Origin of the sequence: Janthinobacterium sp. PC23-8 (genome assembly GCF_002250505.1) — a bacterium.
In the GTDB taxonomy this organism is placed as follows: domain Bacteria; phylum Pseudomonadota; class Gammaproteobacteria; order Burkholderiales; family Burkholderiaceae_D; genus Janthinobacterium.
On sequence record NZ_NJGY01000001.1, the window covers coordinates 2,133,138 to 2,160,057 of the forward strand.

The 26,920-nt window shown below is 59.3% G+C and carries 23 protein-coding genes; 13 read left to right on the forward strand and 10 right to left on the reverse strand.

What is annotated here, in order from left to right; all coding sequences use genetic code 11:
• The first annotated feature begins 8 nt into the window (after nucleotides 1–8).
• From CD932_RS09185 to CD932_RS09195, 3 genes are all read left to right on the forward strand, one after another.
• Nucleotides 9–662 carry an alpha/beta hydrolase gene (locus CD932_RS09185; protein ID WP_094442370.1) on the forward strand — a complete coding sequence of 218 codons (654 nt, stop codon included), beginning with the start codon at nucleotides 9–11 and terminating at the stop codon, nucleotides 660–662.
• A gap of 114 nt (nucleotides 663–776) precedes the next feature.
• A complete protein-coding gene (locus CD932_RS09190) occupies nucleotides 777–1,922 on the forward strand; it encodes a D-alanyl-D-alanine carboxypeptidase family protein (protein WP_094442371.1) in 1,146 nt (381 codons plus the stop codon).
• 117 nt (nucleotides 1,923–2,039) lie between these two features.
• Nucleotides 2,040–2,966, forward strand: a complete 927-nt coding sequence (locus CD932_RS09195) for an aldo/keto reductase family oxidoreductase (RefSeq protein WP_094442372.1) — start codon at nucleotides 2,040–2,042, stop codon at nucleotides 2,964–2,966.
• Here the strand turns inward: CD932_RS09195 and pssA are convergent.
• The gene (gene pssA, locus CD932_RS09200; protein WP_094443555.1) at nucleotides 2,963–3,748 is read right to left on the reverse strand and encodes a CDP-diacylglycerol--serine O-phosphatidyltransferase; all 786 of its coding nucleotides are present in this window, start codon (nucleotides 3,746–3,748) and stop codon (nucleotides 2,963–2,965) included. The two genes, CD932_RS09195 and pssA, sit on opposite strands and share 4 nt — an antisense overlap.
• A 220-nt stretch (nucleotides 3,749–3,968) precedes the next feature.
• Between pssA and CD932_RS09205 the strand changes: the two genes are divergently transcribed.
• Nucleotides 3,969–4,940, forward strand: coding sequence for a CAP domain-containing protein (locus CD932_RS09205; protein WP_254926536.1), 972 nt, complete (start codon nucleotides 3,969–3,971; stop codon nucleotides 4,938–4,940).
• A gap of 10 nt (nucleotides 4,941–4,950) precedes the next feature.
• Nucleotides 4,951–5,580, forward strand: a complete 630-nt coding sequence (locus tag CD932_RS09210; protein ID WP_094442373.1) for an Hpt domain-containing protein — start codon at nucleotides 4,951–4,953, stop codon at nucleotides 5,578–5,580.
• Between the two features lie 17 nt (nucleotides 5,581–5,597).
• Here CD932_RS09210 and CD932_RS09215 read toward each other — a convergent pair whose 3' ends face one another.
• On the reverse strand, nucleotides 5,598–5,801 hold the full coding sequence (locus CD932_RS09215) for a hypothetical protein (RefSeq protein WP_094442374.1): 204 nt from the start codon (nucleotides 5,799–5,801) through the stop codon (nucleotides 5,598–5,600).
• A 158-nt stretch (nucleotides 5,802–5,959) separates the two neighbouring features.
• Between CD932_RS09215 and CD932_RS09220 the strand changes: the two genes are divergently transcribed.
• A complete protein-coding gene (locus CD932_RS09220) occupies nucleotides 5,960–6,400 on the forward strand; it encodes a DUF2267 domain-containing protein (protein ID WP_094442375.1) in 441 nt (146 codons plus the stop codon).
• Nucleotides 6,401–6,496: 96 nt separating this feature from the next.
• Here CD932_RS09220 and CD932_RS09225 read toward each other — a convergent pair whose 3' ends face one another.
• From CD932_RS09225 to rpmH, 7 genes are all read right to left on the reverse strand, one after another.
• Nucleotides 6,497–6,997, reverse strand: a complete 501-nt coding sequence (locus tag CD932_RS09225) for a hypothetical protein (protein WP_217907247.1) — start codon at nucleotides 6,995–6,997, stop codon at nucleotides 6,497–6,499.
• 190 nt (nucleotides 6,998–7,187) lie between these two features.
• Nucleotides 7,188–8,366 carry an AAA family ATPase gene (locus tag CD932_RS09230; RefSeq protein WP_094442377.1) on the reverse strand — a complete coding sequence of 393 codons (1,179 nt, stop codon included), beginning with the start codon at nucleotides 8,364–8,366 and terminating at the stop codon, nucleotides 7,188–7,190.
• Nucleotides 8,367–8,505: 139 nt separating this feature from the next.
• On the reverse strand, nucleotides 8,506–9,885 hold the full coding sequence (mnmE, locus tag CD932_RS09235) for a tRNA uridine-5-carboxymethylaminomethyl(34) synthesis GTPase MnmE (protein ID WP_094442378.1): 1,380 nt from the start codon (nucleotides 9,883–9,885) through the stop codon (nucleotides 8,506–8,508).
• Between the two features lie 199 nt (nucleotides 9,886–10,084).
• Nucleotides 10,085–11,809, reverse strand: coding sequence for a membrane protein insertase YidC (gene yidC, locus CD932_RS09240; RefSeq protein ID WP_094442379.1), 1,725 nt, complete (start codon nucleotides 11,807–11,809; stop codon nucleotides 10,085–10,087).
• A gap of 11 nt (nucleotides 11,810–11,820) precedes the next feature.
• On the reverse strand, nucleotides 11,821–12,081 hold the full coding sequence (gene yidD / locus CD932_RS09245; protein ID WP_094442380.1) for a membrane protein insertion efficiency factor YidD: 261 nt from the start codon (nucleotides 12,079–12,081) through the stop codon (nucleotides 11,821–11,823).
• On the reverse strand, nucleotides 12,078–12,512 hold the full coding sequence (gene rnpA / locus CD932_RS09250) for a ribonuclease P protein component (protein WP_094442381.1): 435 nt from the start codon (nucleotides 12,510–12,512) through the stop codon (nucleotides 12,078–12,080). The genes yidD and rnpA overlap by 4 nt, the downstream gene beginning before the upstream one ends.
• 23 nt (nucleotides 12,513–12,535) lie before the next feature.
• Nucleotides 12,536–12,670 (reverse strand): 50S ribosomal protein L34, encoded by a 135-nt coding sequence (rpmH, locus tag CD932_RS09255; protein ID WP_010401996.1) that lies wholly within the window; start codon nucleotides 12,668–12,670, stop codon nucleotides 12,536–12,538.
• 491 nt (nucleotides 12,671–13,161) lie between these two features.
• On the opposite strand from rpmH, the gene dnaA reads away from it, so the two are divergent.
• From dnaA to CD932_RS09280, 5 genes are all read left to right on the forward strand, one after another.
• The gene (dnaA, locus tag CD932_RS09260; protein WP_094442382.1) at nucleotides 13,162–14,559 is read left to right on the forward strand and encodes a chromosomal replication initiator protein DnaA; all 1,398 of its coding nucleotides are present in this window, start codon (nucleotides 13,162–13,164) and stop codon (nucleotides 14,557–14,559) included.
• Between the two features lie 165 nt (nucleotides 14,560–14,724).
• Nucleotides 14,725–15,831 (forward strand): DNA polymerase III subunit beta, encoded by a 1,107-nt coding sequence (gene dnaN, locus CD932_RS09265; protein WP_094442383.1) that lies wholly within the window; start codon nucleotides 14,725–14,727, stop codon nucleotides 15,829–15,831.
• Nucleotides 15,832–15,923: 92 nt separating this feature from the next.
• Nucleotides 15,924–18,422 carry a DNA topoisomerase (ATP-hydrolyzing) subunit B gene (gene gyrB, locus CD932_RS09270; RefSeq protein WP_094442384.1) on the forward strand — a complete coding sequence of 833 codons (2,499 nt, stop codon included), beginning with the start codon at nucleotides 15,924–15,926 and terminating at the stop codon, nucleotides 18,420–18,422.
• Nucleotides 18,423–18,487: 65 nt separating this feature from the next.
• Nucleotides 18,488–22,345 carry a DUF3427 domain-containing protein gene (locus tag CD932_RS09275; RefSeq protein ID WP_094442385.1) on the forward strand — a complete coding sequence of 1,286 codons (3,858 nt, stop codon included), beginning with the start codon at nucleotides 18,488–18,490 and terminating at the stop codon, nucleotides 22,343–22,345.
• Nucleotides 22,346–22,745: 400 nt separating this feature from the next.
• Nucleotides 22,746–23,789, forward strand: a complete 1,044-nt coding sequence (locus CD932_RS09280; protein ID WP_176460919.1) for a diguanylate cyclase — start codon at nucleotides 22,746–22,748, stop codon at nucleotides 23,787–23,789.
• An 18-nt stretch (nucleotides 23,790–23,807) separates the two neighbouring features.
• On the opposite strand, the gene CD932_RS09285 is transcribed toward CD932_RS09280, so the two are convergent.
• Entirely contained in the window at nucleotides 23,808–24,569 is a 762-nt protein-coding gene (locus CD932_RS09285; RefSeq protein WP_094442387.1) for an SDR family NAD(P)-dependent oxidoreductase, read from the reverse strand.
• Nucleotides 24,570–24,728: 159 nt separating this feature from the next.
• On the opposite strand from CD932_RS09285, the gene CD932_RS09290 reads away from it, so the two are divergent.
• Together CD932_RS09290 and CD932_RS09295 are read left to right on the forward strand one after the other, a co-directional pair.
• On the forward strand, nucleotides 24,729–25,616 hold the full coding sequence (locus tag CD932_RS09290; RefSeq protein WP_094442388.1) for an AraC family transcriptional regulator: 888 nt from the start codon (nucleotides 24,729–24,731) through the stop codon (nucleotides 25,614–25,616).
• 150 nt (nucleotides 25,617–25,766) lie between these two features.
• Complete coding sequence (locus CD932_RS09295; protein ID WP_094442389.1) at nucleotides 25,767–26,915, forward strand: AI-2E family transporter; 1,149 nt, start codon at nucleotides 25,767–25,769, stop codon at nucleotides 26,913–26,915.
• Nucleotides 26,916–26,920 lie beyond the last annotated feature (5 nt).

A 26,920-nucleotide genomic window follows, 5' to 3' on the forward strand; every position in this document is an offset into this window, starting at 1 on the left:
TGAGCCTGATGAACCGACATTCCGAAAAATTTACCCTGCCCGGCCATGCGGGCAGCATGGAAGGCCTGCTCGACTTTCCTGCCGACACGCCGCGTGGCATCGCCCTGGTGGCCCATCCACACCCGCTGTACGGCGGCACGATGGACAACAAGGTCACGCAAACCCTGGCGCGTGCCTTTGTCGCCCTCGGTTACGTGGTGGCGCGCATCAACTTTCGCGGCGTCGGCGCCTCGGAAGGCGTGCACGACCATGGCGCCGGCGAAACCGACGACATGCAATTGCTCTACGAACACATGCGCGGCCTGTATCCAGGCTTGCCGGTGGCCTTGTCGGGCTTTTCCTTCGGCACCTTCGTGCAATCGAAATTGAATGAGCGTTTGAGCGCCGCCGGTACGCCGGCCGAGCGCCTGGCGCTGATCGGCAGCGCGGCCGGCAAATGGGCGATGGCCGACATTCCGGCCGACACCATCCTGATCCATGGCGAACTCGACGACACCATTCCCCTGTCGGCCGTATTCGACTGGGCGCGGCCACAGGACGTTCCCGTGATCGTGATCCCCGGCGCCGACCACTTTTTCCACCGCAAGCTCAATCACATCAAGCAACTGGTGATCGCGCTATGGCAGGGCGACAAAGCCGCCAGCGCGCTCGACGATGCTTGAAGTGTGGGCTTACTGCCGTTTCCGCGGCTATAATTGATCCGTTTTTTCCACGCGGCCATGCATGTCACAGCGGCATGGCCCTCAGCCTTCACTTTTTTTCGCAGACCAGCCTCCATGAAAAAACTCCTAGCGGCACTGGCCTCCAGTGTATTTTTCCTATCCGCCGCCATGGCGCAGACCGTTCCGGCGCCGACCATCGCCGGCAAGTCCTGGCTCTTGCTCGACGCCACCAGTGGCCAGATCATCGCGTCGCAAGATCCGGATGCGCGCATCGAACCGGCATCGCTGACCAAGATCATGACGGCCTACCTGACATTTTCCGCCTTGCGCGAAAAGAAATTGTCGCTGGACCAGAAAGTGAACGTCTCCGTGCGCGCCTGGAAAGTGGACGCCAGCAGCTCGAAAATGTTCATCGACCCGGCCACGCCGGTGTCGATCGACGACTTGCTGCATGGTCTGATGATTCAATCGGGTAACGACGCCGCCGTCGCGCTGGCCGAAGCCGTTGCCGGCGACGAAGGCACGTTTGTCGTGCTGATGAACCGCGAAGCGCAGCGCATGGGCATGAAAAACACCCGTTTTGCCAATCCGCATGGCTTGCCCAGCCCAGACAATTATTCGACGGCGCAAGACTTGTCGGTGCTGGCCAAGCGCGTGATCGCCGACTATCCGGAATTCTACAAGATCGATTCCGTGAAAAGCTTTACCTACAACAAGATCACCCAGCCTAACCGCAACCGCCTGCTGTGGCTGGACCCGACCGTTGACGGCATGAAAACCGGCCACACCGAAGCGGCCGGCTACTGCATGATCGCCTCGGCACGCCGCCCGAGCGCCTCCGGCGAGCGCCGCCTGATTTCCGTGGTGCTGGGCACCAGTTCCGACCAGGCCCGCACGCAAGAAAGCCAGAAGCTGCTGAACTGGGGCTTCCAGAACTTCGACACCGTCAAGCTGTACTCGAAAGGCCAGGCCGTAGCCACGCCGGAAGTGTGGAAAGGCTCGAAGAGCACCGTGAAAATCGGCTTTGCCAACGACGTGCTGGTTACCGTACCGAAAGGCATGGCCGCCAAAATGAAACCTGTGCTGGAACGCAAGGACCCGCTGGTCGCACCGCTGCCGCAGAACGCCCCGGTCGGCAAGCTGAAAATGGTGGTCGACGGCAAGACCCTGCTGGAACTGCCAGTGGTGGCGCTCGAACCCATCACCGAAGCCTCGATCTTCGGCCGCGCCTGGGATTCGATGCGCTTGTGGCTGAAATAAGCAGCAAAACTGGCAACATGAAGCCCGCAGCGATGCGGGCTTTTTTTTGCTTTCGGCAAGGCTATAATCATTCGGACCAAGCCGCCGCCCATCTCGAAAAAATCAGAAAGCCTATCGATGAATCATGTTTTCCCCGCCAGCCTGCAAGCACCGCGCAGCCGCCTCGCGCCACACGGCCCGGAACTGTCGCGCATCGTCGCCGGCATGTGGCGCATCGGCGAATGGAACATGACGGCGCAGCAACGCCTCGCCTTTATCGGGCAATGCATGGCCTTGGGTGTCACCAGTTTCGACCATGCCGATATCTATGGCGACTACAGCGCCGAAGGGCTGTTCGGCGAAGCGCTGGCACTGCAGCCGGGCCTGCGCGACAAGATGGAGCTGGTCAGCAAATGCGGCATCAAGCTGCTGTCGCCGCACCGTCCCGGCCATGCCATCCAGCACTATGACACCAGCGCGGCGCACCTCACCAGCTCGGTCGAACAGTCGCTGCGCCAGTTGCGCACCGACCGCCTCGACCTGCTGCTGATCCATCGCCCCGATCCGCTGATGGAGTTCGACGAGATCGCTGGCGCATTTGCCGCACTGAAACAGGCGGGCAAGGTGCTGCATTTTGGCGTATCCAATTTCAGCCGCCACCAGTTCGAGTGCCTGAATCGGCGCTTTGCGCTGGCCACCAACCAGGTGGAATTTTCGCCGCTGCATGCGGCGCCGATGTTCGATGAAACTTTCGATGGCTTGCAGGACCTGGGCGTGGCGCCGATGGCCTGGTCGCCGCTGGCCGGCGGCCGCTTGTTCCACGGGGGCGACGCGAACGTGGAGAATTTGCGCAATGTCATCAAGGAGATCGCCGACGAACTGCAGCGCCCGTTTGCCAGCGTGGTATTCGCCTGGATCATGCAAGTGCCGTGCAAGCCGCTGCCGCTGACGGGCACCGGCCGCATCGAAGCGGTGGCCGTGGCCGTCGAAGGCACGCAATTCACGCTCAGCCGCAGCGACTGGTTTGCCATCCTGCGCGCGGCAAGAGGGCACGAAGTGGCCTAATCCATTTCGTCAATGTCCGTAAATACTTGCGGAAGTGCAATACCGCGCCAGCCCAGGTGCCAGGCCAGGTTCAGCGCCAGGGTGGCGCCAATATACGCGGCAAAGAAGAAGGCAAAGAAACTGGTCTTCAGCCACACCAGCATGCCGATGGCGACGGCCACCACCAGCAGCAGGGCCAGGCTTTTCTTTTGCTTGGAGCTTGGAAAACGCAGGGTCGACACCATCAGGCTGCCCACGCCGACCAGCAGCAGCATCAGCAGATAGCTGTGCAGCTGGCTGTCGATGGGCGCCGGCCAGGCCACCACCACGGCCGCCACGCAGGCGGCGCCGGCGGTGATCGGCATGCCGACAAAATACATGGGGTCGGTCTTGCCGACATTCACATTGAAGCGCGCCAGGCGCATGGCGCCGCAGGCAACGAAAAAGAAACTGGCCATGCCGCCAAAGCGCAGCAGCAGCGGATCATGCACGCCCATCTGCACGAAGCCATAGCAGTACAGCAGCACGGCCGGGGCACAACCGAAATTCATCACGTCGGCGATCGAATCGAGCTGCATGCCGAAGTCCGAGCCGGTGTTGGTCAGGCGCGCCACGTAGCCATCGAGCGCATCGAACACCCCGGCCAGCACCAGCAGCGCCGCCGCCAGCCGGTAGTCTTGCGGGTCACCGGTACCCGCGTTATCGACGGAAATGACAATGCTGGCAAAGCCGCATGCTATCGAAAGCAAAGTCACCAGACTGGGCAAGGCGTACTTGGCGCGCTGCAAACGCGACTTGGGCAAGGTGTTCAAATTATGGGCAATCAAAAAAATCGGTGAAAAAACAGTGGCATGGCAAACAAGCATGGCGTCCATTCTACCCTGCTCCGGCGGTGCACCCTAACGGCGGCCAAGTGCACACGGCAGTAAATTGCGTGTGCTACCGGGGGCAAAAATACCTTAGAATCGGTCCACAGGCGCCATCGTCAACCGAGCAGCCGTTGCCTTTCCTACAGGAGTCAGCTTGATCGCCTCGTTTCAGCATCGCACATCATGGATTCCCGCCCTGTTGCTCGCGGCGCTGCTCGCCGCTTGCGGCGGTGGCGGCAGCAGCAGCAGCAGCAGCACCTCCACGCCCTCGACGGCCACCCCGGGGCCGCAACTGGTACAGGAGCCGGGCGCGCCCGCCCTGACCGGCAATATGGCCACCGATGGCTACAACTGGATCAACTACCGGCGCGGCCAGGCCGGCCTGGCCAGCCTGGGGCGCAACAGCCTGATCGACACCGCGGCGCAAGGCCATTCCGACTACCTGAAGGCGAACAGCACGGTGTCGCATGACCAGGTCGCCGGCAAGAGCGGCTTTACGGGCGCCACGCTGGCCGACCGCTTCGTCAATGCGGGCTATATCCTGAACCGCGCCAATTCCTATGCCTATGGCGAAGTAATCGCTGGCGCGGCCAGCAACTCCGGCTTTTACCTGGCGGAAGAACTGGTCACCGCCATCTATCACCGCTTCGCCATCCTTGAACCGATTTTCAAGGAAGCGGGCGCCGGCGCCGCCATGGGCAACGGCGGCTATGCCTACTTTACCGCCGACTTTGCCGCCAACAATGGCTATGGCCCGGGCCTGGGTGCCGGCCAAATCGTCACCTATCCCGTCAACGGCCAGGCCAAAGTGGCGACCAGCTTTTCCAGCAACAACGAGGAACCCGATCCGGTGCCGAACCAGGATATCGTCGGCTATCCGATCAGCGTGCACGCCAATATCAACGACGTGCTGGCCGTCACAGGCTTTACCGTGCGCCAGCGCGGCGCCGCCAGCGACCTGACGGTACTGCTGATGCAGCGCGCCACCGATGCGCAAACGCCCTTGTCCGCCGCCGCCATCATTCCGCTGGCGCCGCTGACGGCCAATACCACCTATGACGTCAGCTTCAACGGCCGCGTGAACGGCACGGCCGTCACGCGCAGCTGGTCGTTTGCCACCCGCTAGCGGCGACAGCATGAGCACACCTGACGCCACCGATGCCCAGGCCGCCACCGCGGCGCAAGACCAGTGCGTGCTCGATGTGGACAGCGCACTGGGCCGCATCATGGGCGACCGCCCGCTGTACCTGAAAATCCTGCGCCGCTTCCTGCACGACCACGGCACCACGCCGCGCCAGATCCGCAGCCAGTTCGACAGCGGCGACTATGCCGGCGCGCGCCTGCGCGTGCACACCTTGAAGGGCGCGGCCGGCATGATAGGCGCGGCCCGGGTGCATGGTTTGTCCACCACGCTGGAAATGGCGCTGCGCGCCCACGCCCCCGGCCTGGCGCAGCAGATCGCCCAACTGGAACTGGCGCAGGATCAATTGCTGGGCGCCATCAGCGCCATGCTGGGCACGCCGGAAGAGCGCCATACGGCCGCGCAGGACATGGCGCCCGACCCTGCCGCGCCCGCCATCCAGCTGCTGCTGGCGCGCCTGGCCAGCCACTTGCGCGAAGGCGACGGCGCGGCCATCGATATCCTGGAAAATTCGGCCAGCCTGCTCGCCGCCAGCCTGGGCGTGCATGTGTACCAGGAAGTGGCGGCTGCCGCCCATGAATTCGATTTTGACAGTGCGCTGCAAGCGCTGCTGAAGCGCCGATAAGCGCCGACAAGTTCAATTTAGCGATGGTATTGCGCCTCTTCCGCATAGGCCTCGCTACAGCCCTTGCAGCAAAAGCGCCGCACCGCATCGAGCGGCTTGTCGCAATACCAGCAAGCGCCCTTGGGCGGCAAGCTCGCGGTCAGGCGCAAGCCCTCTGGCAAGGACGTGGGCGCGACCATCAAGCCTGGCGCCGGCTGCCCTTGCGGCTGTTTGCTGTCCATGCATGCCTCCTTTGCCAGCGGCGCCTTATGGCCGCTAAGCAAGATTACTTCAGCGTAATCTGGAGTCCATGACAATTCTCAATCAGGCACGTTACCGTCTGGACAGTATCTGTTGCTGCCAAGTATGATTAATCCATCTTTCATTGGCCGGAGACCTGATGCCGATTCCTTTTGAATATCAGAATGCCTCCAGGCAATTTGATCAGTTCATGATAGAAAGCCGGGACAATGCAGGCCTGGCGACGACAAACATGACCTGGAATATGGTCGTCGGCGTGTTCCACGCTTTTCGCAGCAGGCTATCGCTGGAGCAGGCGCTGATCTTCGCCGATGCCCTGCCTCCTGTGGCGAGAGCCATCTTCGTCGAGAATTGGGACCCGACCTTGCCAACGAAAGAATTTGGCACGGTTCAATCCATGCTGGCTGATGTACGCAGCGTGCGCAGCAGGCATAACTTTTCCACGCCTGACGCCATTGCGGCAGTGGCAACTGCACTGCGTAACAATATTGACATGGTGACCTTTCTTCGCGCGCTCAAGCAACTGCCGCCGGCAGCCCAGGACTATTGGTTATCTGAGTGCAATGTTGGCCAAAGCTGAGGCGTCAGTATTCAGTCTGCCGCCAAAGACCGACAACTCACCGCTCCCAGCAAAACGAGCACTGCTTTCGGCCATGTCACATGCATCAGATATCCATTATGGCCAAGCGGCCTTCATCACCTGCATACGTTGATCAAACAGATCGGCCTGAGTACACAATTGCGTCACTGCGCCCCACCGCAAGGTCACGACATCAGCCAAGTCTCTGTATGCCCTGACACTTTTTCTGACCCGTAAGCGCTTGGGCAGTCTCGCCAATTGCGCTTCAAGATTCAGATTGCATTCCAGACCTTGCAACAAAGCATGATCGTTTGGAAGGATTGCCGCCGCAAGCCACGCCTCAGTAGCTTTCGACGCAATACAAAAAATGCTTTTTGCGCCAGTCCCCGGAATACCTAACCAGCTTGACAACACCGCTTCCATATTTCCGACAGTGTCGGCGGGAGGCGGGCACGCAAGCGAGCAAGGAAGTGCATGCAAATTGACAGCGGCTTGCACCACCGCATCACCGCAGTCGGCATAGCTTTTATCCGCGACATCCGCATCAATATGGACAATGACCAGGTCATAGTCGCTTAACGTTGGGTCGGTTTCCATGCCTGGAGCTGCCCTCTGACGAAATTCATGACACCACTTGAAGACGCCACCCCATCCGGTGCCAAGCTTGGGCCTGCTAGGCTCGGGCTGCAACTGATCAAGCAAGAATGGCCGTTGCAATATCGCTTTCAATGCTGCCTGTATCACAACGTAGTCTGTGTCTCCTTCCGCCACCAAAGCAATCCTCGGCTCAGACATTTGGCATAGCCCCTAAATTCCCCATCAACCATAAACGAGACAATGGGTAAGTCGCGTGGAGCTTTGCCAGCTCAGGATTGAGTTCGATACGTCGAACCACAGTATGGCCTTCGCTATTACGCTCCACTGCGAACAGCCGCGTATCAGGATCATCCAGATCCAAACCATCGAGGACGGCTGGATTGTGAGCGGTGAACAGCAATTGCCGTCCACTTCCACCTTTCTCCAGCCAATCCGACAACTTCGCCGTCAAGCGACCAACTAATCGCGGATTCAAGGCCTGGTCCAGGTTATCAATGGCAAAAATCTTCGGGGAGTGAGGCGATATGCACAAGATGGCGCAAAACAGCACATACAGCGCACCTTCACTGGCATCATAGGCAGTCAGACTGTTACGGCTCTTGCGCATGAACCGATCGGTAAACTTCAGCACTACCTGCGTGCGTGACACAGAAGGCGACAGGAGGGAGCCAGCGGAGGAAGTCGTTTGTATATCGGCCACCCAATCGACAAGCTCATACACACTGTCCATCAAATCATCGTCGTCTTCAAGTACCTGCTTTCGGAAATCGGCAAACGCTTCCGCCAACCGCCCTCCGGCCAGCCCCAATGGATTACGCGATTGCGGATCGCTGATCATGGCCCGAAGAGTAGGAGTATTCGGAGAATAGATGGCAAAATTCTGCAAGCGCTCCATTAAATCAGCAGCTGCGCTATCCCTTTCAATTTCCACAGCTTTCAATGCAGCGAGGCCCGCCGATGGCGTTAAATTGCGTTTATTTCTGACGCCATCAGATACAATCTCAATATCGCCCTCTACCAGCCTCTCGGTCTTGAATGACCAGGCGGGATCCGGATTTTCCAGAGGGTTCAATAGCGATACCTTATAACTGGCATTACGAGTACTTTCAGCGGAAAGTCCAATGTGTCCTGGCACAGTTACCGATGCAAAAGATGTTTTGTACAGTCTTGGAACGCCAGGTCGAACACCTCTGCGCAAGAGAGACTCATCATCAACTTTGCCGCTCGCGGCAGCACCCAGTACGCCAATCGCTTCCAATATATTGCTCTTGCCAACCCCATTTGCGCCAATAAAGCAATTTATTCGTCCCAAATCCAGGGACTGGGCAACAACAGATTTAAAGCCGTCTATATGTATTTTTTTTATCATGGAATTTCCGAAAAAAATTTGCGTATATCCGCTATAAAACTATTATCGTTGTTCGCTTATGCCGCAGTTGTTGTAAGGAAGAAAGGAATAGCGCACCTCTACTTTTTTTTCTTCATTAGCAAGCGTGTGACACTATAGTCTATTTGCCGATACAAAACCGGCTGAAAATCACCCCCAGCAAATCGTCGGGCGAAAATTCCCCCGTGATGCTCGACAGCTGCACCTGCGCCAGGCGTAGCTCTTCGGCGAACAGGTCGAGCGACTGGTCGTCCTGGGCCGCGTGCTCGGCGGCAACATTCAGATGCTTGCCGGCTGACTTCAGCGCGATCAGATGGCGTTCGCGCGCCAGGTACAGCGATTCGCCCGTCTGCTGCCAGCCGGCGATACGCAACAGCTCCGCGCGCAGCAGGTCGATGCCGAGATGTTCGTGCGCCGACAGGTAGACATGGGTCGCGTCGGGCAGCATGTCGACGCCGGGCTGGTGGCCTGAAAGATCAATCTTGTTCCACACGCGCACCACCGGCACGCCTTCGGGAAAGGCGGCGACGATGGTTTCGTCGGCCAGGGTCGGGCCGTGATCGGCATCGAGCAAATGCAATATCACGTCGGCCTTGCCGATTTCGCCCCAAGTGCGCTCGATGCCAATGCGCTCGACGGCGTCGACCGTGTCGCCGGCGCTGCGGATGCCTGCCGTGTCGATGATATTGAGGGGAATGCCCTCGATCTGGATGGTTTCGCTGACCTTGTCGCGCGTGGTGCCGGCGATGGGCGTCACAATCGCCACGTCGGCGCCGGCCAGCGCGTTCAACAGCGACGACTTGCCCACGTTGGGCTGGCCGGCCAGCACCACATTCAAGCCTTCGCGCAGCAGCGCGCCCTGCGCCGCCTGCGCAAACACTTTATTCAGGGCCTCGATCACGGCTTTCAGCTGGCCGCGCGCATTCGATTTTTCCAGGAAGTCGATTTCTTCCTCGGGGAAATCCAAGGTCGCTTCGACCAGCATGCGCAGTCCCGTCACCTGTTCCACCAGTGCATGGATGGTGTTGGAAAACGCGCCCGACAGCGATTGCGAAGCGGACTTGGCGGCCGCCTCCGTCGAGGCGTCGATCAGGTCGGCTACCGCCTCGGCCTGCGCCAGGTCGAGCTTGTCGTTCAAAAAGGCGCGGCGCGTGAATTCGCCAGGCTCGGCCAGGCGCAAGCCGCTGTCGCGGCCCGCTTCCAGCACGCGCGCGAGCAACAGTTGCAGCACGATGGGGCCGCCATGGCCCTGCAGCTCCAGCACGTCTTCGCCCGTGTACGAATGCGGGCCCTTGAAATGGATGGCGATGCCCTGGTCGATGATGGCGCCATCGGCTTCGGTAAACGGCACATAGGTGGCGTGGCGCGGTTTCAACGCCTGGTCGCCGAACAGCGCGGCCATCAACGGCGCCAGATTCTTGCCGGAGGCGCGCACCACGCCGATGCCGCCGCGTCCGGGAGCGGTGGCGATGGCGGCGATAGGGGAGGAGTCGAGTTTCATGGAGTAATTGTAGTGTATTCGGGGAAGACGGCAGGAGCCGCGATATTTTCAGCGACAAGCCGATGCACAGGAAGGGGGAGTTGCGCAGGATGCCGGCAAACCCACTTTTTTTTGAAATCGGACGGGGACGCCTGGTCCCACAGGGACCGATTTCAAAAAAAAGCCCGCGCGAGGCGGGCTTTCGGTGCGCTGGCCGGTTTTACACAGTGGACGGCGCGTATTTCTTGGTGATCACCCATTGCTGGCCGATCGACAGGACGTTGTTGACGACCCAGTACAGTACCAGGCCCGACGGGAAGAAGAAGAACATTACCGAAAACGCCAGTGGCATGAACAGCATCATCTTCGCTTGCATCGGATCGGCAGGCGCCGGGTTCAGCTTGGTCGTGATGAACATCGAGATCGCGTACAGCACGGGCAGGATGCACCATGGGTCATGCTGGGCCAGGTCGGTGATCCAGCCGATCCACGGCGCGCCGCGAATTTCCACCGACGCGTTCAGCACCCAGTACAAGGCGATAAACACCGGCATCTGGATCAGGATCGGCAGGCAGCCGCCCAGCGGGTTGATCTTCTCGGTCTTGTACAGCTCCATCGTGGCCTGGTTCATCTTCTGCGGATCGCCTTTGTAGCGCTCGCGGATCGCCTGCATCTTCGGCGTGACCAGTTTCATCTTGGCCATGCTGCGGTAACCGGCGGCCGACAGCGGGAAGAAGGCCAGCTTGATCAGGATGGTGAAGGCGATAATCGTCCAGCCCCAGTTGCCCAGCACGCTGTGGATCTGTTCCATGACCCAGAAGATCGGCTTGGCGATAATCGTCAGCCAGCCATAATCCTTGACCAGTTCCAGGCCAGGCGACACCGGTTCGAGCAGATGCGCGATCTGCGGACCCGAGTACAGCCTGGCGTCGATCGCGGCCGAGGCGCCAGGCGCCAGCGACGGCAAGGTCACCAGATTGCCGATGGCGTAGGTGTTGGCCGCCAGCTTCTTGGTGAAAATGTCGCGCGAGATATTCGCTGGCGGCACGAAAGCCGACACAAAGAAATGCTGCGAGATGGCAAACCAGCCGCCATCGGACTTGACCGGATGCAGGCTTTTCATGGCCGTATCCTTGCCGGTTTTTTCATCTTCGGCAGCGGCTTTTTCGATCTTCTCGAACGTCATCTTCTGGTACTTGTCTTGCGGCGTGTACAGGGTCGGACCGGTGTAGCTGCTGTTGAAGAACGAGTCGCCGACCGGCTTGTTGCCGTCGTGAACCAGTTGCATGTACAGCTGAGGCGTGACCGCCGCCGTGCCGACGTTGGCCACGTCATGGCGCACATCGATCACATAGTCGCCGCGCTTGAAGGTAAACGTCTTGGTCAGCTTGACGCCGCCTTGCACCGCTTCCATTACCAGCTCGATCTGCTTGCCGTCGGCCAGCGTACGCACGCCAGGGCGCACCGTGAAACCGGTGTTGTGCGTCGGGAAAGGACCGCCGACCAGGCCGGTTTGCGCCAGGTAAGTGTGGTTGACGCCTTCGTCGAACAGCACTTCGTTTTGCTTGCCTTCGTCAGGCTGGCACCACTTGAACAGGCCGAAGCAACCGCCAAACCAGCCCGGATTGCCCGCGCCTTTAAATTTCAGCAATTCCAGACGCTTGACCTGGCCGCCCAAGGTGTTGATATCGACCTTGATGACATCGGTGGTGATGGTGATGCGCTCGCTCTTGAAAGCGCCCGGATCGGCATTCACGCCAGGCAAGGATGCCGCGCCGGCGGCCGGCAGGGCGGTCGGTGCGGGAGTGGTCGGCGCCGTGGCGGTCTGGGCGGTATTGGCGGAGAACATCGATGGGCGGCCCGTCGAAATCATCCATTCGTTCCAGAGAATTACCAGCGAGACGGAGAACACGATCCACAGGATGGTACGTTTATTGATATCCATTAGGGTATTGGTCAGGAGTGGTTGCAACCGCAAGCGGTCGTTGAAGATGATTTGCCGTCGGCCGGTGGCACCGGATCGACGCCCCCATCATTCCAGGGGTGGCAGCGGCACACGCGTTTGGCCGCCAGCAGGCTGCCTTTGGCGGCGCCGTGCACGCGCAACGCTTCCATCGCGTAATGCGAACAACTTGGATAGAAGCGGCAATTCTGTCCCAGCATGGGGCTGATCAGCAATTGATAAGCTCGCAACAGGAACAGCAGCACGGTTTTCATGGCGCGGACGGTGGAAACGCAACAGAGCGCGCTTGCGCGGCCACTTGCGCCGCGAACAGCCGGCCGAGTTCATCGCGCAGCTCGGCTTTCAGCCTGGCCGTGGTGGCCGGGCCGTCCTTGCTGTTGACTGGGCGCGACAGGCGCACCACACAGTCGACCGGCGGCAGCGCGCTGTTGCGAAACAGCTCGCGCGTGACGCGCTTGATCGTGTTGCGGGTCGCCGCGCGTGGCGCGAAACGCTTGGCCACAACGACGCCCAGCCGCGCGTGCGGCAAGAGATTGTGTCGGGTATACAGCACAAAATGCGCTGTTTTTTGCGAAGGGCGCAAACGAAAAACGGATGAAAATTCATCCGTTTTAACGATACGCCGAACGCGCGCGAAGTCGTGTGAACCTTCGCGTTGATTGCCGACTGGAGTACAGCTAGCCACGCGATCAGCTGTCAACGACAAGCCTAGACGGCCAGGCGTTTGCGGCCTTTTGCGCGACGTGCGTTGAGCACATCACGGCCACCACGGGTAGCCATACGAGCGCGGAAGCCGTGCGTACGCTTGCGGCGAACGACGGAAGGTTGGTAAGTACGTTTCATGTTGGTCTCGCTAAAAACAAAAAAAATGCAAAATCGGGTCTGACGTCCCGTCAGTTTTTGGTGCCAATGACAATCGCGCACTTATGCCAAGGCACAAGCTGGCCAATCTCATCGCCCGCTTAATCCACGCTTAGTCCATATTGTCGTTCCAAATGAATAAACACGGAATACGGGCGGGGAACCCTGAATTATTCAGCATAACCCCCCCCGCTGTCAAGGATTGCCGTGATCGGGTGGAAATTTTCGCAGCCGTCCTCATGTGTCCGCAATGCCGCATTGCCGCTGCGTGGCAGAGGATAAGTGCCGACTTGTACACATGCCCGGCCAGCCCCCGGTCGCAAAAATAACAGTCGTGCCTGTGGATAACTTTGACGGTCGGGAGTAGAATAGCGCGTTACGTGTGGCGAGCCCTCGCGCGACGCCGGCCTTGCAACACGGTGCACGCAGGGCTGATCGATACGCCCTCCCACACCTTTTCACATAGACGATTCATGGACAATTTCTGGCAGGCCTGTTCCGCGCAGTTGGAACTGGAGCTGACACCGCAACAATTCAGTGCGTGGATAAAACCGCTTATCCCTCTCGACTACGAAGAGGGCAAGTTGCGCATCGCCGCGCCCAATCGATTCAAGCTCGATTGGGTCAAGACCCAGTTCGCCAGCCGCATCACCGCCCTCGCGATCCAGTATTTCGAAGCGCCGACCGAAGTGCAGTTCGTGCTCGACCCGCGCCTGGCCATGCCTAAAAAGCCGGTTGCCGCCACCAGCGCGCCGGCCAGCGACCCGAACGGCGGCGCGCCCAGTGCCCGCCCGGCCGAGCCGCAGCCGAGCGTGCCGGAAATGAGCATCGGCGCGGCGCCACGGCGCGAGCAAAGCCGCATCAATACCGACCTGACCTTCGACAGCTTCGTGACCGGCAAGGCCAACCAGCTGGCGCGCGCCGCCGCGATCCAGGTGGCCAACAACCCGGGCGTGTCGTATAACCCGCTGTTCTTCTATGGCGGCGTGGGCCTCGGCAAGACCCACTTGATCCACGCCATCGGCAACCAGGTGATGGCCGACAACCCGGGCGCGAAGATTCGCTACATCCACGCCGAACAGTATGTGCGCGACGTAGTGACCGCTTACCAGCGCAAGGGTTTCGACGACTTCAAGCATTACTATCACTCGCTCGACATGCTGTTGATCGATGATATTCAGTTCTTTGGCGGCAAGAGCCGGACGCAGGAAGAATTCTTCTATGCCTTCGAAGCGCTGATCGCAGCCAAGAAACAGATCATCATCACCTCGGATACCTATCCGAAGGAAATCACCGGCATGGACGACCGCCTGATTTCGCGCTTCGATTCCGGCCTGACGGTGGCGATCGAACCGCCGGAACTGGAAATGCGCGTGGCCATCCTGCTGAAAAAAGCCAAGCAGGAAGGCGTGACGTTTTCGGATGACGTGGCGTTTTTTGTCGCCAAGCACCTGCGCTCGAACGTGCGCGAACTCGAAGGCGCGCTGCGCAAGATCCTGGCGTACTCGCGTTTCCACGGCAAAGATATCACCATCGATATCGTCAAGGAAGCCCTGAAGGACTTGCTGTCGGTACAGAATCGCCAGATCTCGGTGGAAAACATCCAGAAGACCGTGGCCGACTTCTTCAATATCAAGGTCGCCGACATGTATTCGAAGCGCCGCCCCGCCAATATCGCGCGGCCACGCCAGATCGCCATGTACCTGGCCAAGGAATTGACGCAGAAGAGCTTGCCGGAGATCGGCGAACTGTTTGGCGGGCGCGACCACACGACCGTGCTGCACGCGGTGCGCAAGATCGCCCTGGACCGCACTAAAAACCCGGAATGCAACCACGAGTTGCATGTGCTGGAGCAAACATTGAAGGGGTAAGCACGGCATCTTGGCAAAGCTGGCTCAAAACGTGCTTTGGCCTTATGATCTGATAGGGCGCCCGCGACAGCGATCAGCGAGTCTTGCCGGTTCCCCTTGCAATGATTGTGCATAATTACTTTCAACTTAATTACCTTCAACTTCATACCCAACCTGAGGATAACTATGCAATTGGTCAAAACCACCCGAGATACGCTTCTCCGGCCACTGCAGATCGTGAGCGGTATTGTCGAGCGTCGGCACACTATGCCGATTCTGGCCAATATCCTCATCCGCAAAGACGGCGAAAATGTCTCCTTCCTGTCGACCGACACCGAAGTGCAGATCACCACGCACGCCCAGATCGGCTCTGGCGCTGATATTACCGGCACCACTGTGGCCGCGCGCAAGCTGCTCGACATTCTGCGCGCGCTGCCCGAATCGGGCGACGTCACCATGACCCTGCTCAACAAGCGCCTGACGGTGCAAACCGGCAAGTCGCGCTTCGCCCTGCAGACCCTGGCGGCCGAAGAATTTCCGACCGTGCAACAGGCGGAAAGCTATAACGCCTCCGTCACCCTGCCCCAGAAAACCCTGAAGCACCTGTTCAACATGGTGCATTTCTCGATGGCGCAGCAAGACATCCGCTACTACCTGAACGGCCTGCTGCTGGTGTTGGATGGCAATAATGTGATTGCCGTGGCCACCGATGGCCACCGCCTGGCCTTCTGCCAGGTCGCCACCGAGCAAACCTTCGCGCGCCAGGAAGTGATTATTCCGCGCAAGACGATTATCGAACTGCAGCGCCTGCTGGAAGAAAACGACGAGCCGGTGCAGCTCGACATCGCCGCCAACCAGGTGAAACTGACCTTTGCCGACATCGAACTGATCTCGAAGCTGGTCGAAGGCAAGTTCCCCGACTACACGCGGGTGATTCCAAAAGGCTACAAAAACGACTTCACGATCAGCCGCGATGAACTGCTGCGCTCGCTGCAACGCGCCGCCATCATGACCAGCGACAAGTTCAAGGGCGTGCGCTGCATTATCACCCCGGGCAGCATGAAGATCAGCTCGACCAATGCCGACCAGGAAGAAGCGGTCGAGGAACTGGAAATCGACTACGGCGGCGACTCGGTCGACATCGGCTTCAACGTCACCTACCTGCTCGACGTACTCAACAACCTGAAGTGCGAACACGTCAACATCGCGCTGGGCGACTCTAACTCGTCCGCGCTGGTCTCCATCCCTGACAACGCCGACTTCAAGTACGTTGTCATGCCGATGCGGATCTAAGGATCCAGGCGTCACCAGACCCAATGCAAAAACTGGGGGCGGACCCAAAAAGTCCGCTCCCAATCAGCAATCGCTATTTGAGAAAGCAGTCCATGTCCGAGAATCCACAAGACACCCCGATCCAGGCCAAAACGGAAGAATACGGCGCCTCCTCCATCCAGATCCTGGAAGGCCTGGAAGCCGTACGCAAACGCCCGGGCATGTATATTGGCGACACCTCGGACGGCACCGGCTTGCACCATCTGGTGTTCGAAGTGCTGGACAACTCCATCGATGAGTCGCTGGCCGGCCATTGCACCGAGATCCACGTCACCATCCACAGCGACAACTCGATCTCGATCACCGACAACGGCCGCGGCGTGCCGACCGGCCTGAAAATGGACGACAAGCACGACCCGAAACGCTCGGCCGCCGAAATCGTCATGACCGAACTGCATGCCGGCGGCAAGTTCGACCAGAACTCGTATAAAGTCTCGGGCGGCCTGCACGGCGTGGGCGTATCGTGCGTCAACGGCCTGTCGAAACTGCTGAAACTGACCATCCGCCGCAACGGCAAAGTCCATTACATGGAATTCGTGCGTGGCGTGCCGCAAAACCGCATCATCGAAACGGTCGATGGCGTGGCCACCTCGCCTATCGCCGTGATCGGCGACACCGACAAGCGCGGCACCGACGTGCATTTCTGGGCCGACGAAGAGATTTTCACGCACGTGGAATTCCACTACGAAATCCTGGCCAAGCGCATCCGCGAACTGTCGTTCCTGAACAATGGCGTCAATATCCGCCTGTCCGACCAGCGCACCGGCAAGGAAGAAATATTCGCCTTCGAAGGCGGCACGCGCGGCTTCGTCGAATACATCAACAAGGCCAAATCGGTGTTGCACCCGACCATTTTCCAGGCCACCGGCGAACGCATGTCGGACCAGCACACCAATATCACGGTCGACGTGTCGATGCAGTGGAACGACGCCTACAACGAGCAGGTGCTGTGCTTTACCAACAATATCCCGCAGCGCGACGGCGGCACCCACCTGACGGGCTTGCGCGCGGCGATGACGCGCGTGATCAACAAATACATCGATGAACACGAGTTCGCCAAGAAGGCGAAAGTGGAAATCACCGGCGACGACATGCGCGAAGGCCTGACCTGCGTGCTGTCGGTGAAAGTGCCGGAACCGAAGTTCTCGTCGCAGACCAAGGACAAGCTGGTCTCTTCTGAAGTGCGCGGCCCGGTCGAAGAGATCGTCGCCAAGACCCTGGCCGACTACCTGCAGGAAAAACCGAACGACGCCAAGATCATCTGCGGCAAGATCGTCGAAGCGGCGCGCGCGCGCGAAGCGGCCCGCAAGGCGCGCGACCTGACCCGCCGCAAAGGCATCATGGACGGCCTGGGCCTGTCGGCCAAGCTGGCCGACTGCCAGGAAAAAGACCCCGCCCTGTGCGAACTGTACATCGTCGAGGGTGACTCGGCAGGTGGCTCGGCAAAACAGGGGCGTGACCGCAAGTTCCAGGCGATTTTGCCGCTGCGCGGCAAAGTATTGAACGTGGAAAAGGCGCGCTTCGAGAAAATGCTGTCGTCGGAGCAGATCACCACCCTGATCGCCACGCTGGGCACCTCGATCGGCCCGGACGAATTCAACGCCGACAAGCTGCGCTACCACCGCATCATCATCATGACCGATGCGGACGTCGACGGCGCCCACATCCGCACCCTGCTGCTGACGCTGTTCTACCGCCAGATGCCGCAACTGGTCGAACGCGGCCATATCTACATCGCGCAACCGCCGCTGTACAAGGTGAAGTCGGGCCGCGACGAGCGCTACCTGAAAGACGACGCCGAAGAAGCCACCTACATGATGACGGTGGCCCTGAACACGGCCGTGCTGGTGCCGAAAGAAGGCGCCGAAGGCATCTCCGGCGACACCCTGGCCGAACTGGTGCGCAAGTTCAACCTGTCGAACACCATCATGACCCGTTTGACCCGCGTGATCGACCGCGCCGCCCTGACCGCCATCATGACCGGCGTGCAGCTCGACCTGTCGACCCTGGAGCTGGCCGAAACCTCGGCCCTGGCCCTGCAAGCGGCGATCAACGACACGGCCGTCAAAGTGCTGGTGCGCTCGGATGATTTGTCAGAAAAACACATGCTGCGCATCGAACGCATGCACCACGGCAACGTGAAAGTGAGCGCCATCGACGCCGACTTCGTGCAAGGCCCCGACTACGCCGTGCTGAGCACGGGCGCCGCCACCTTCGAAGGTCTGATGGGCGCAGGCGCTTTTGTCCGCCGTGGCGAAGGCGAGCGCATGAAAGAAATCGCCGTCACCGACTTCCACCAGGCCATGCAATGGCTGCGCGACGAAGCCGAACGGACAGTTTCGAAACAGCGCTACAAAGGGCTGGGCGAAATGAACCCGGAGCAGCTGTGGGAAACCACCATGGACCCGACCGTGCGCCGTTTGCTGAAGGTGCAGATCGAGGACGCGATTGCGGCGGACCAGATCTTTACCACCCTGATGGGCGATGATGTGGAGCCACGTAGGGCGTTTATTGAGAATAATGCGTTGCGTGCAGGCAATATCGACGTTTAAGCGGTATTGTTGATAGAGGGGCGACACGATGTGTCGCCTTTTTTTTGATCATATTGAATAGCACGATGACATCCACCCTCAGCTACTACAATCAAAACGCGACCGCTTTTTTTAGCAATACCGCCAATGTCGATATGTCTGTATTACATGATCGATTTTTGTCTGCGGTGAGCCCCGGTGGAAGCGTGTTGGACGCTGGCTGTGGATCAGGAAGAGATGCCAAGGCTTTTCTCGACAAAGGATATCGTGTTACCGCCTTCGATGCGTCAGAAGAGCTTGTACAGTTAGCCAAGAAGCATACGGGCCTTGACGTTCAATTGCGCACTTTCACCGATGTCAAAGAGCAGGCCTGCTACGACGGCATTTGGGCTTGCGCTAGTTTGCTGCACGTCCCGCAAGCAGAGTTGCCGACCGCACTCGCCAGCCTATGGAATGCGTTGAAACCCGGCGGTGCGTTTTATCTGAGTTTTAAGCTTGGCACCAGCGAGCGGGTTCAGGATGGCCGTCATTTCACGGACGTTGAAGAACCGCAATTGCGCGCATGGTTTGATGGCTTGCCTGATGTTGACCGGATCGAATGCTGGCAATCCATCGATCAGCGGCCGGGCCGCAATGAGCAATGGCTCAACGCTCTGGTACGCCGTGCAGTCGCGCCGCAAAATCATCTGATTACGGGCGGCAGCGATCCGTTTTTGCCGCACCTGAGCAGTTCCATTAACCAAGCGTCCGAGGTCGATTTAGCTGTCGCTTTCGTTAAGACGACGGGACTGCGCTTGCTGCTGCCAGACCTGCAAAGCGCACTCAAAGGTGACAAGGAATCGAATCGCCAGCCGGCGCGTGTACGTGTGCTGACGAGCGACTATTTAGACGTGACCGACACCGAAGCTTTGCGCTTGTTGATGCTGCTGCAGGCGCAAGGGGCGCAGGTCAAAGTATACGAATCGGCTGGCAGCAGTTTTCACCTCAAAGCCTATCTGTTCGCTCAACTCAATGACCAGAGCGTTCTAAGCGGCACGGCATTTATTGGCTCTAGCAATATCAGCCGGCAAGCGCTAACGAATGGCCTTGAGTGGAACTATCGCATCAATTATCCGGGTGACAATGGCTATCTTGAAGCGCGCTCCAGATTTGAGGAGTTGTTCGCCCATCCTCGCTGCGCCCCCCTAACGGATGAGTGGATCGCCCAGTATGATGCCCGCCGCATCCCCTTGCCGATGGCTGTAGCGCCAGGCAGCCTGGAACAAGATGCGCCCCCCGTTCCAACTACCGTCCAAATCGAGGCATTGTTCGCGCTACGAGCGACACGCGATGAAGGGTTTCGACGCGGTTTAGTTGTGCTGGCAACCGGCCTTGGAAAAACATGGCTTGCCGCCTTCGACGCCAAACAACTCGGAGCGCGACGGGTGTTGTTTGTCGCTCACCGGGAGGAGATTTTGAATCAAGCCGCCGAGACTTTCCTACGCATTCGGCCCGATGCACGCGTCGGCTTTTACGCTGGCCAAACCAGAGACAGCGAGGCCGATATTTTATGCGCTTCGATCCAAACGTTGGGGAAAGAAGCCCATTTGGAGCGATACTCGCCAGAGCATTTCGACTATATCGTCGTTGACGAATTTCATCATGCGGCGGCACCGACCTACCGCCGCCTACTTGCCTATTTTGCGCCGAAGTTTTTGCTGGGTTTGACGGCGACGCCGGATCGCTCAGATCAATCCGATATTTTGTCACTCTGCGATGACAATCTTGTCTTCACGCGTGGTCTTTTCGATGGCATCACAGCCAAGCTTCTGGTGCCGTTTCACTACTACGGCATCTTCGATAGTTCGGTAGATTACGCTGAACTTCCTTGGCGCAGCGGCCGATTCGATCTTGAGCAATTGAGCAATAAATTGGCGACGCTGGCTCGTGCTAAGCATGCGCTGACAGAGTGGCAGCGCTATAAGCAGCAACGCACGCTGGCATTTTGTGTCTCGGTCACGCATGCCGAATTTATGGCAGCCCAGTTTGCCAAAGCCGGTATCGCTTGTGCTGCGGTGTATGCCGGTTCGCCGCTGAGCCGTGCCGATGCGCTGGAGCGCCTGCGTGACGGACGGCTCGCGGTGATCTTCTCTGTTGATCTGTTTAACGAAGGCGTGGATTTGCCGGCCATCGATACGGTCATGATGCTGCGCCCTACCGAGTCCAAAATCCTCTTTCTCCAGCAATTGGGCCGAGGCTTGCGCAAAAGCGAAGGCAAGGAACGCTTGGTTATTTTGGACTTTATCGGCAATCACAAAAGCTTTCTGCATAAACCCGAGGCCTTGTTTGAGATCGACGCCAGCTATAAAAAATTGGCGGATTTCGCACGCAAGGCAGAGGCGAACCAGCTTGATCTGCCCGAGGGATGCTTCGTCAACTACGATTTGAAATTGATCGAGTTTCTCAAGTCCTTGGACAGCGAAGGAACGAAAAACGAGTACATCGCCTTGCGCGATAGCTTAGGCCGGCGCCCGACCTTGGCCGAGTTTTACCGGGCTGGCGCCAGCATGCCAGCGATGCGCAAGGAGTACGGTGATTGGTACGCTCTCGTCCAGGCAATGGATGACCTCGACGCAAACGAGCAAGTCATCGCGGCCAAGCATCGCAGCTTCTTGCGCGAATTGGAAATAACCTCGATGAACAAGAGCTTCAAGATGGTATTGCTTGAGGCATTACAGGAAATGGATGGTTGGCATACGCCACCAACAGCAGCAGCACTGGCTGAGCGCTCATGGCAAGTGCTGCAACGCCGGCGCGCGCTGCTGGCAGATCTTCCAGAGCCACTGCGCGCAGGCAATGGTCAAAGCGAAGCATGGCTGCGCTACTGGTCTAGCAATCCCATCAACGCTTGGATAGGCGGCAACAGCACTGGAAAAAATAGTGATTTCCGGATGAAAGATGGGCGATTTGAAGCCGTGTTTACGCTTCATGACGGCCATCGGGCGAACTTCGAACTGATGGTGCAAGAGATTATTGACTACCGCTTGGCCGCCTATGAAATCCGTCGCATCCAAGCAGAGTTACCAAATAATGTGATTCCGTTTGTTCGTAGCGAAAAGGCGAACAATCTGACGCCCTTACCCTATTTTCCGAATTTGAAAATCGCTTGCGGCCACTTTAAGACCGGGACTGTGGATGCGGAAGAGTACCGCAGCCTGCCTAGCAGCTACGGAAATATCGATCCGCATCGGCACTTTATCGCCCGCGCATCGGGCAATTCCATGAACGGTGGCAAACACCCGATTCAAGATGGCGACTACCTGCTGCTGGAACATATTACGCCCACCAATGCGGGCTCGATTACTGGCTCGGTGATGGCGATCGAGCGTCAAGATGAGTCTGGCGATGGCTTCCAGTATTTACTGCGCCATATTGTCAAGACACCTGACGGCGGCTATGTGCTGCGAGCCGCCAATCCAGACTATCAAGATATGGATGCCACCGAGGATATGCACACCTTGGCGCGTTTCAAAGCCATTGTCAGTCCGCTCGATTTGGCCATCGGCCAGGCATTCAAGCGCGAGGATATTGCGCCACTATTTGGCGAAACCTATAGCATCGGCAATTGGAATGTCGGGCATGTGACGGTCGCTAGCAAGAATGCGATGGTGTTGCTGGTAACGCTCAATAAGCAAGGAAAAGCTGCAGATCATCGCTATCTCGATCATTGGATCGATGACAGCACCTTCCATTGGCAAAGCCAAAATTCCACATCGCCGACCAATAAAAAGGGACGCGATATTATCGAGCACGAGCAAAAAGGACTCACAATCCATCTGTTTGTGCGTGAATCTAAGCTACACAACGGCAAAGGTGCGCCCTTCGTTTATCACGGTCCGGTACGCTACGTAAGCCACGAAGGCAGCAGTCCAATGAGTGTCGTATTTAGCTTGGCTACGCTATAAGCATCTGATCTATCGCAGCGGGAACGCTAACACCGAGAGAAAAATAATCACCACTGCCAAGGAAAACGACGCTGCCGCGTTCCAGCGCATGCACGCGCGAGCATCGAACTGTCAGGCGGCAAGCTTGGCGAAGAAGAGGTACAGCAATTCTTGCGTTGTGCATGGATGAATACCTGAGCGTATCGCAGCACCTGAGCAGCCGGGCTCAAGCTTGTGGCGCGCGTCGTACAACGCACCCTATTTCCTTCCTTCGGCACCCCATTTTCGCCTATAAACCAGTACACTCATTCCAAGATGCAAATTGATCATGCGCATGCCATGCTGCCCCTGGTGGACGGGGTGCGTTTTGCCGCAAGGCCTGTAATCTGTGTGGATGTCTGCCATGTTTAACCAGCGCGACATGTCTGCCGCCGTTTATTATCTGTTCTCTCTCGGCGAAGCGGAGCAGCAGCGGCGCTTTTTCAAGGAATTGCGTTTTATTGCGATCTCCATCCTGGTCTTTGGCGTGCTCAGCTGGCTGGCCACGGTGGGGCTGATGCGGCATCGGCAGATGCTCGACCAGGCACAAGCGGTACTGGCGCTGGCGGGCATGCTGGCGGGGCTGGGGCTGACGGTGATGTCGCGCTCGCTGCGCACCATCGTCGTCCACGGCGCGGCCAGCGTGTTGTTCATCACCTTCGGTTTTCGCGTGATGATCATGGCGACGGACGACCCAGCGTTCTGGGTCTTGCCGCTGGGCGTGATGATCACGCTGACCATCGCCCCCATTTTCAGCGGCATCGCGTATTACCTGGGCATTTCGCTGTGCGTCTGGCTCACTCTGGGGCTGGGGCAGTTTCCCGATCATGCGCAGCAAACCGACCATTATTGGCCGGCGCTGGCGGTGGTGGTCAGCGCGCTGATCGGCCTGGCGCTCAATATTTATTTCCTGTTCTTGCGCATCCATAACTACCGCGCACGGCGCGACCTGACGGTGATGGCGTACACCGATGGCCTGACGGGCCTGAACAACCGCCGCATGTTTACGCAATGCGCACGCGCGCTGCAGGCGCGGGGAAAGGGCACGGCGTTTTTCCTGATGATTGATATCGACGACTTCAAGAAGATCAACGATGCCGATGGGCACGAGGTGGGCGACGAGGTGTTGCAAAAGACGGCTGCGGTGATCGCGCAATTGTCCGCCGGGCATTTGTGCGGCCGGCTGGGCGGCGAGGAGTTTGCCGTGATTTACCAGGGCGAACAAAACGCCGCCTGTGCGTTTGCGGCAAAGCTGCTGTGCAGCATGGAAGCGGCCTTCCGGCAGGAAAGGGTGCTGTCGATCAGCATCGGCATGGCCGAGCTGATCAAAGAAGCGGATTTGTCGCACACCTACCGGCGCGCGGACGAATCGCTGTACCTGGCCAAGAAGAACGGCAAGAACCGCTATGTGCTGTATGTGTCCTGAGCCGCTACGCCACCCGCCTTACAGGTAGATGCCGCCCGACACTTCCACCCTCTGGCCGTTGACCCAGCGGTGGCTGTCGGACAGCAGCGCGGCGATCATCGGGCCGATATCGTCGGGCTCGCCCACGCGGCCCAGCGCGGTTTGCGCAGCGAGGTACTGCTGGATGTGCGGATTGTCGCGCACGTCGCCGCCGCCGAAGTCGGTGGCAATCGCACCGGGCGCCAGGGTATTGACGGCGATGCCGCGCGCGCCCAGTTCCTTGGCCAGGTAGCGGCTCAGCACTTCCACCGCGCCCTTCATGGCCGCATAGGCCGACATGCCGGGCATGCTGAAGCGGGTCAGGCCGCTCGATATATTGAGAATGCGTCCGCCATCGGCGATCAACGGCAGCAAGGTTTGCGTGAGGAAGAACACGCCCTTGAAATGGATATTCATCAGCTGGTCGAACATCGCCTCGCTGGTCTCGGCAAACGGCGCCATCAGGCCGATGCCGGCGTTATTGACCAGATAGTCGAACTGCTCGCGGCCCCAACCTGCCAGCACCGTGCGCACTTGGGCGGCGAACGGCGCGAAGGACGCCACTTGCGCGCTGTCGAGCTGCAGCACGGCGGCGCGGCGGCCCAGCTGCGTGATTTCGGCGGCGACGGCCTCGGCTTCGGCGCGCTGGGCATGGTAGGTGATGATGACATCGACGCCCTGGCGGGCCAGGTGCAGGGCGGCGTTGCGGCCCAGGCCGCGACTGGCACCGGTAACGAGGGCAATGGTTTGCTCGGTGGTCATGGATATCTCCTTGCGTTGAATAAGGGCTTCAGTGTGGCCGTGGCCGGGCACGCGGTGAAGCGGAAAAACTCCACATTTCATGCCTAAAACTCCAAGCCGCTTGGCGGCGCGTCGCCAGGCGCGCTAGCATTGAATCAACTTCCTACCGTCAGGATCAGCATGCCGACTTCTCCCCTTGCCGCCGCCATCGACGCCTACACCCGCGGGCGCCACAGCGCCGATGGCTTTTACGCCACGGAGCTTGCGCCGCTGCGGCTGATGCGCGTTGCCGGGCAAACCTTGCCGCAATACGCGCTGTACACACCAACTTTGTGCCTGACCGTGCAAGGGGCGAAACAGGCGATGCTGGGCGACGCGCTGTTTAACTATAGCGCGATGGAATTTTTGATCGTCAGCGTCGACCTGCCGATACTGGGCCGCGTCACGCAGGCGAGCAGCGAGGTGCCTTTCCTGGCCTTGATCTTGTCGCTCGATATCAAGCTGCTGCAGGAAGTGATCACCCAGCTGGACGCCGGCACGGAAATGAGCGCGGCGGACCATGCCGCGCACGGCGTCTTTGTCGGGCAACTGGACACCCAGGCCGCCGACTGCCTGCTGCGGCTGATGCAGTTGCTGGACGACCCGCGCGGCCTGGCCATGCTGACGCCGTCGATCGTGCGCGAGCTGTACTACTGGCTGCTCAAGGGCAAACAGGGCCAGGCCTTGCGACGGCTGGTCGCGCCCGACAGCCACGCCTTGCGCATTGCCGAGGCGATCAATCTGATGCAGGCCGACGTTGCCGCCACGCTCGGCATCGAGCGCCTGGCCTCGCGCGCCGGCATGAGCGCTTCGTCCTTCCACGCCCACTTCAAGAGCATCACGTCGGTGACGCCGCTGCAATACCAGAAGCAATTGCGCTTGCTGCAGGCGCGGCGCTTGTTGCAGGCGCGCGCGGCCAATGTGTCGCAGGCGGCCTACCAGGTGGGCTATGAAAGCGCGTCGCAATTTAGCCGGGAATACGCGCGCATGTTCGGCACGCCACCGAGCCGCGAGGCCACGGCCAGCTGATCATTTCCCTGGCACAAATGAAAATGGCATTTTATTACTTTGCGGTATGATTTATCGCCGTGCCGCCACGCCCTGCCCACCGCCACGCGCACTTCTTTATTCCTGGCCTCGCCTCGCCTGGCGCGGCCAGCTTTTGTCCAAGGACCTGTCATGTTCGGTTTTAATCTGCGCGTCGCCAAGATGGTGTGGACGGCGTTTGTCGTCGCTTTCTTGCTGTTTCTTATCTACAAGGTGTCGTCGACCTTGATCGTGGTGGTGTTTGCGGTGTTCTTCAGCTATCTGGTGTACCCGCTGATCGGGCTGCTGGAGCGTCATGGTCCGAAGCGCCTGCCGCGCACGGCCGCCATCGGCCTCGTGTTCCTGGTGGTGATTGTGCTGGTCGCCATCCTGGGTTCGATTTTCGGCGCGCGCATCGAAGATGAAGCCGTGAAACTGAGCGACCAGTTGCCGACCCTGCTCAAGGGCAACAACTTTGCCGAACGCATCCCGCTGCCGGAATTCATGGAGCCGCTGCGCGCGCGCCTGCTGGCCTTCATGCAGACGCAGCTGGGCGGCGACAACGGCCAGGCGATGCCGCTGGCCAAGGAGCTGGGCCTGACGGTGATGCATGCCGCCAGCAACCTGATCTACCTGGTGCTGGTGCCGGTGCTGAGCTTTTTGCTGATCAAGGAAGGCCCGGACATGCGCGACGGCTTGCTGGCCTTACTGAACCGCCCGAACAAAAAACTGTGGGGCGCCATCATCGACGACCTCGACGTGCTGCTGTCGCGCTATGTGCGCGCCCTGCTGCTGCTGTCGATCGCCACCTTCATTTCATACAGCGTGGCGTTTTCGCTGATGGGCGTGCCGTATGGCCTGCTGCTGGCGGGCGCCGCCGCCTTGCTGGAATTCATCCCGTTTGCGGGGCCTTTGGGCGCGGCCGTGATCGCCGTGGTGGTGGCCGGCTTCAGCGGTTACGAGCACGTGTTCTGGCTGATCGGCTTTATCGCCGCCTACCGCCTGTTCCAGGACTATGTGCTCAATCCCTACCTGATGAGCGAAGGCGTGGAAGTGTCGCCGCTGATGGTGATCGTCGGCCTGCTGGCAGGCGACCAGTTGGGTGGCGTGGTCGGCATCTTTTTGTCGGTGCCGGTGATGGCGGCCATCAAGATCGTGTTCGTGCGCGCCAAGGCGGCCTTGCAGGCACGCCATGACGCCCTGGAGAAAGCGGAACTGGCGGCCGAGGCGGCGAGAGTCAAGGCGGCCGAGGAAGCAGCGCTGCTGCAGGCGCAGCGCACCCCGCCCGCGCTCGATCTGTAATACTC

What these genes read in the sequence shown, in the direction of transcription:
- CD932_RS09185 (WP_094442370.1), top strand. Translation starts at nt 9, where the DNA reads ATGAACCGACATTCCGAAAAATTTACCCTGCCCGGCCATGCGGGCAGC.
- CD932_RS09190 (WP_094442371.1), top strand. Translation starts at nt 777, where the DNA reads ATGAAAAAACTCCTAGCGGCACTGGCCTCCAGTGTATTTTTCCTATCC.
- CD932_RS09195 (WP_094442372.1), top strand. Translation starts at nt 2,040, where the DNA reads ATGAATCATGTTTTCCCCGCCAGCCTGCAAGCACCGCGCAGCCGCCTC.
- CD932_RS09210 (WP_094442373.1), top strand. Translation starts at nt 4,951, where the DNA reads ATGAGCACACCTGACGCCACCGATGCCCAGGCCGCCACCGCGGCGCAA.
- CD932_RS09215 (WP_094442374.1), bottom strand. Translation starts at nt 5,801, where the DNA reads ATGGACAGCAAACAGCCGCAAGGGCAGCCGGCGCCAGGCTTGATGGTC.
- CD932_RS09220 (WP_094442375.1), top strand. Translation starts at nt 5,960, where the DNA reads ATGCCGATTCCTTTTGAATATCAGAATGCCTCCAGGCAATTTGATCAG.
- CD932_RS09225 (WP_217907247.1), bottom strand. Translation starts at nt 6,997, where the DNA reads ATGGAAACCGACCCAACGTTAAGCGACTATGACCTGGTCATTGTCCAT.
- CD932_RS09230 (WP_094442377.1), bottom strand. Translation starts at nt 8,366, where the DNA reads ATGATAAAAAAAATACATATAGACGGCTTTAAATCTGTTGTTGCCCAG.
- mnmE (WP_094442378.1), bottom strand. Translation starts at nt 9,885, where the DNA reads ATGAAACTCGACTCCTCCCCTATCGCCGCCATCGCCACCGCTCCCGGA.
- yidC (WP_094442379.1), bottom strand. Translation starts at nt 11,809, where the DNA reads ATGGATATCAATAAACGTACCATCCTGTGGATCGTGTTCTCCGTCTCG.
- yidD (WP_094442380.1), bottom strand. Translation starts at nt 12,081, where the DNA reads ATGAAAACCGTGCTGCTGTTCCTGTTGCGAGCTTATCAATTGCTGATC.
- rpmH (WP_010401996.1), bottom strand. Translation starts at nt 12,670, where the DNA reads ATGAAACGTACTTACCAACCTTCCGTCGTTCGCCGCAAGCGTACGCAC.
- dnaA (WP_094442382.1), top strand. Translation starts at nt 13,162, where the DNA reads ATGGACAATTTCTGGCAGGCCTGTTCCGCGCAGTTGGAACTGGAGCTG.
- dnaN (WP_094442383.1), top strand. Translation starts at nt 14,725, where the DNA reads ATGCAATTGGTCAAAACCACCCGAGATACGCTTCTCCGGCCACTGCAG.
- gyrB (WP_094442384.1), top strand. Translation starts at nt 15,924, where the DNA reads ATGTCCGAGAATCCACAAGACACCCCGATCCAGGCCAAAACGGAAGAA.
- CD932_RS09275 (WP_094442385.1), top strand. Translation starts at nt 18,488, where the DNA reads ATGACATCCACCCTCAGCTACTACAATCAAAACGCGACCGCTTTTTTT.
- CD932_RS09280 (WP_176460919.1), top strand. Translation starts at nt 22,746, where the DNA reads ATGTCTGCCGCCGTTTATTATCTGTTCTCTCTCGGCGAAGCGGAGCAG.
- CD932_RS09285 (WP_094442387.1), bottom strand. Translation starts at nt 24,569, where the DNA reads ATGACCACCGAGCAAACCATTGCCCTCGTTACCGGTGCCAGTCGCGGC.
- CD932_RS09290 (WP_094442388.1), top strand. Translation starts at nt 24,729, where the DNA reads ATGCCGACTTCTCCCCTTGCCGCCGCCATCGACGCCTACACCCGCGGG.
- CD932_RS09295 (WP_094442389.1), top strand. Translation starts at nt 25,767, where the DNA reads ATGTTCGGTTTTAATCTGCGCGTCGCCAAGATGGTGTGGACGGCGTTT.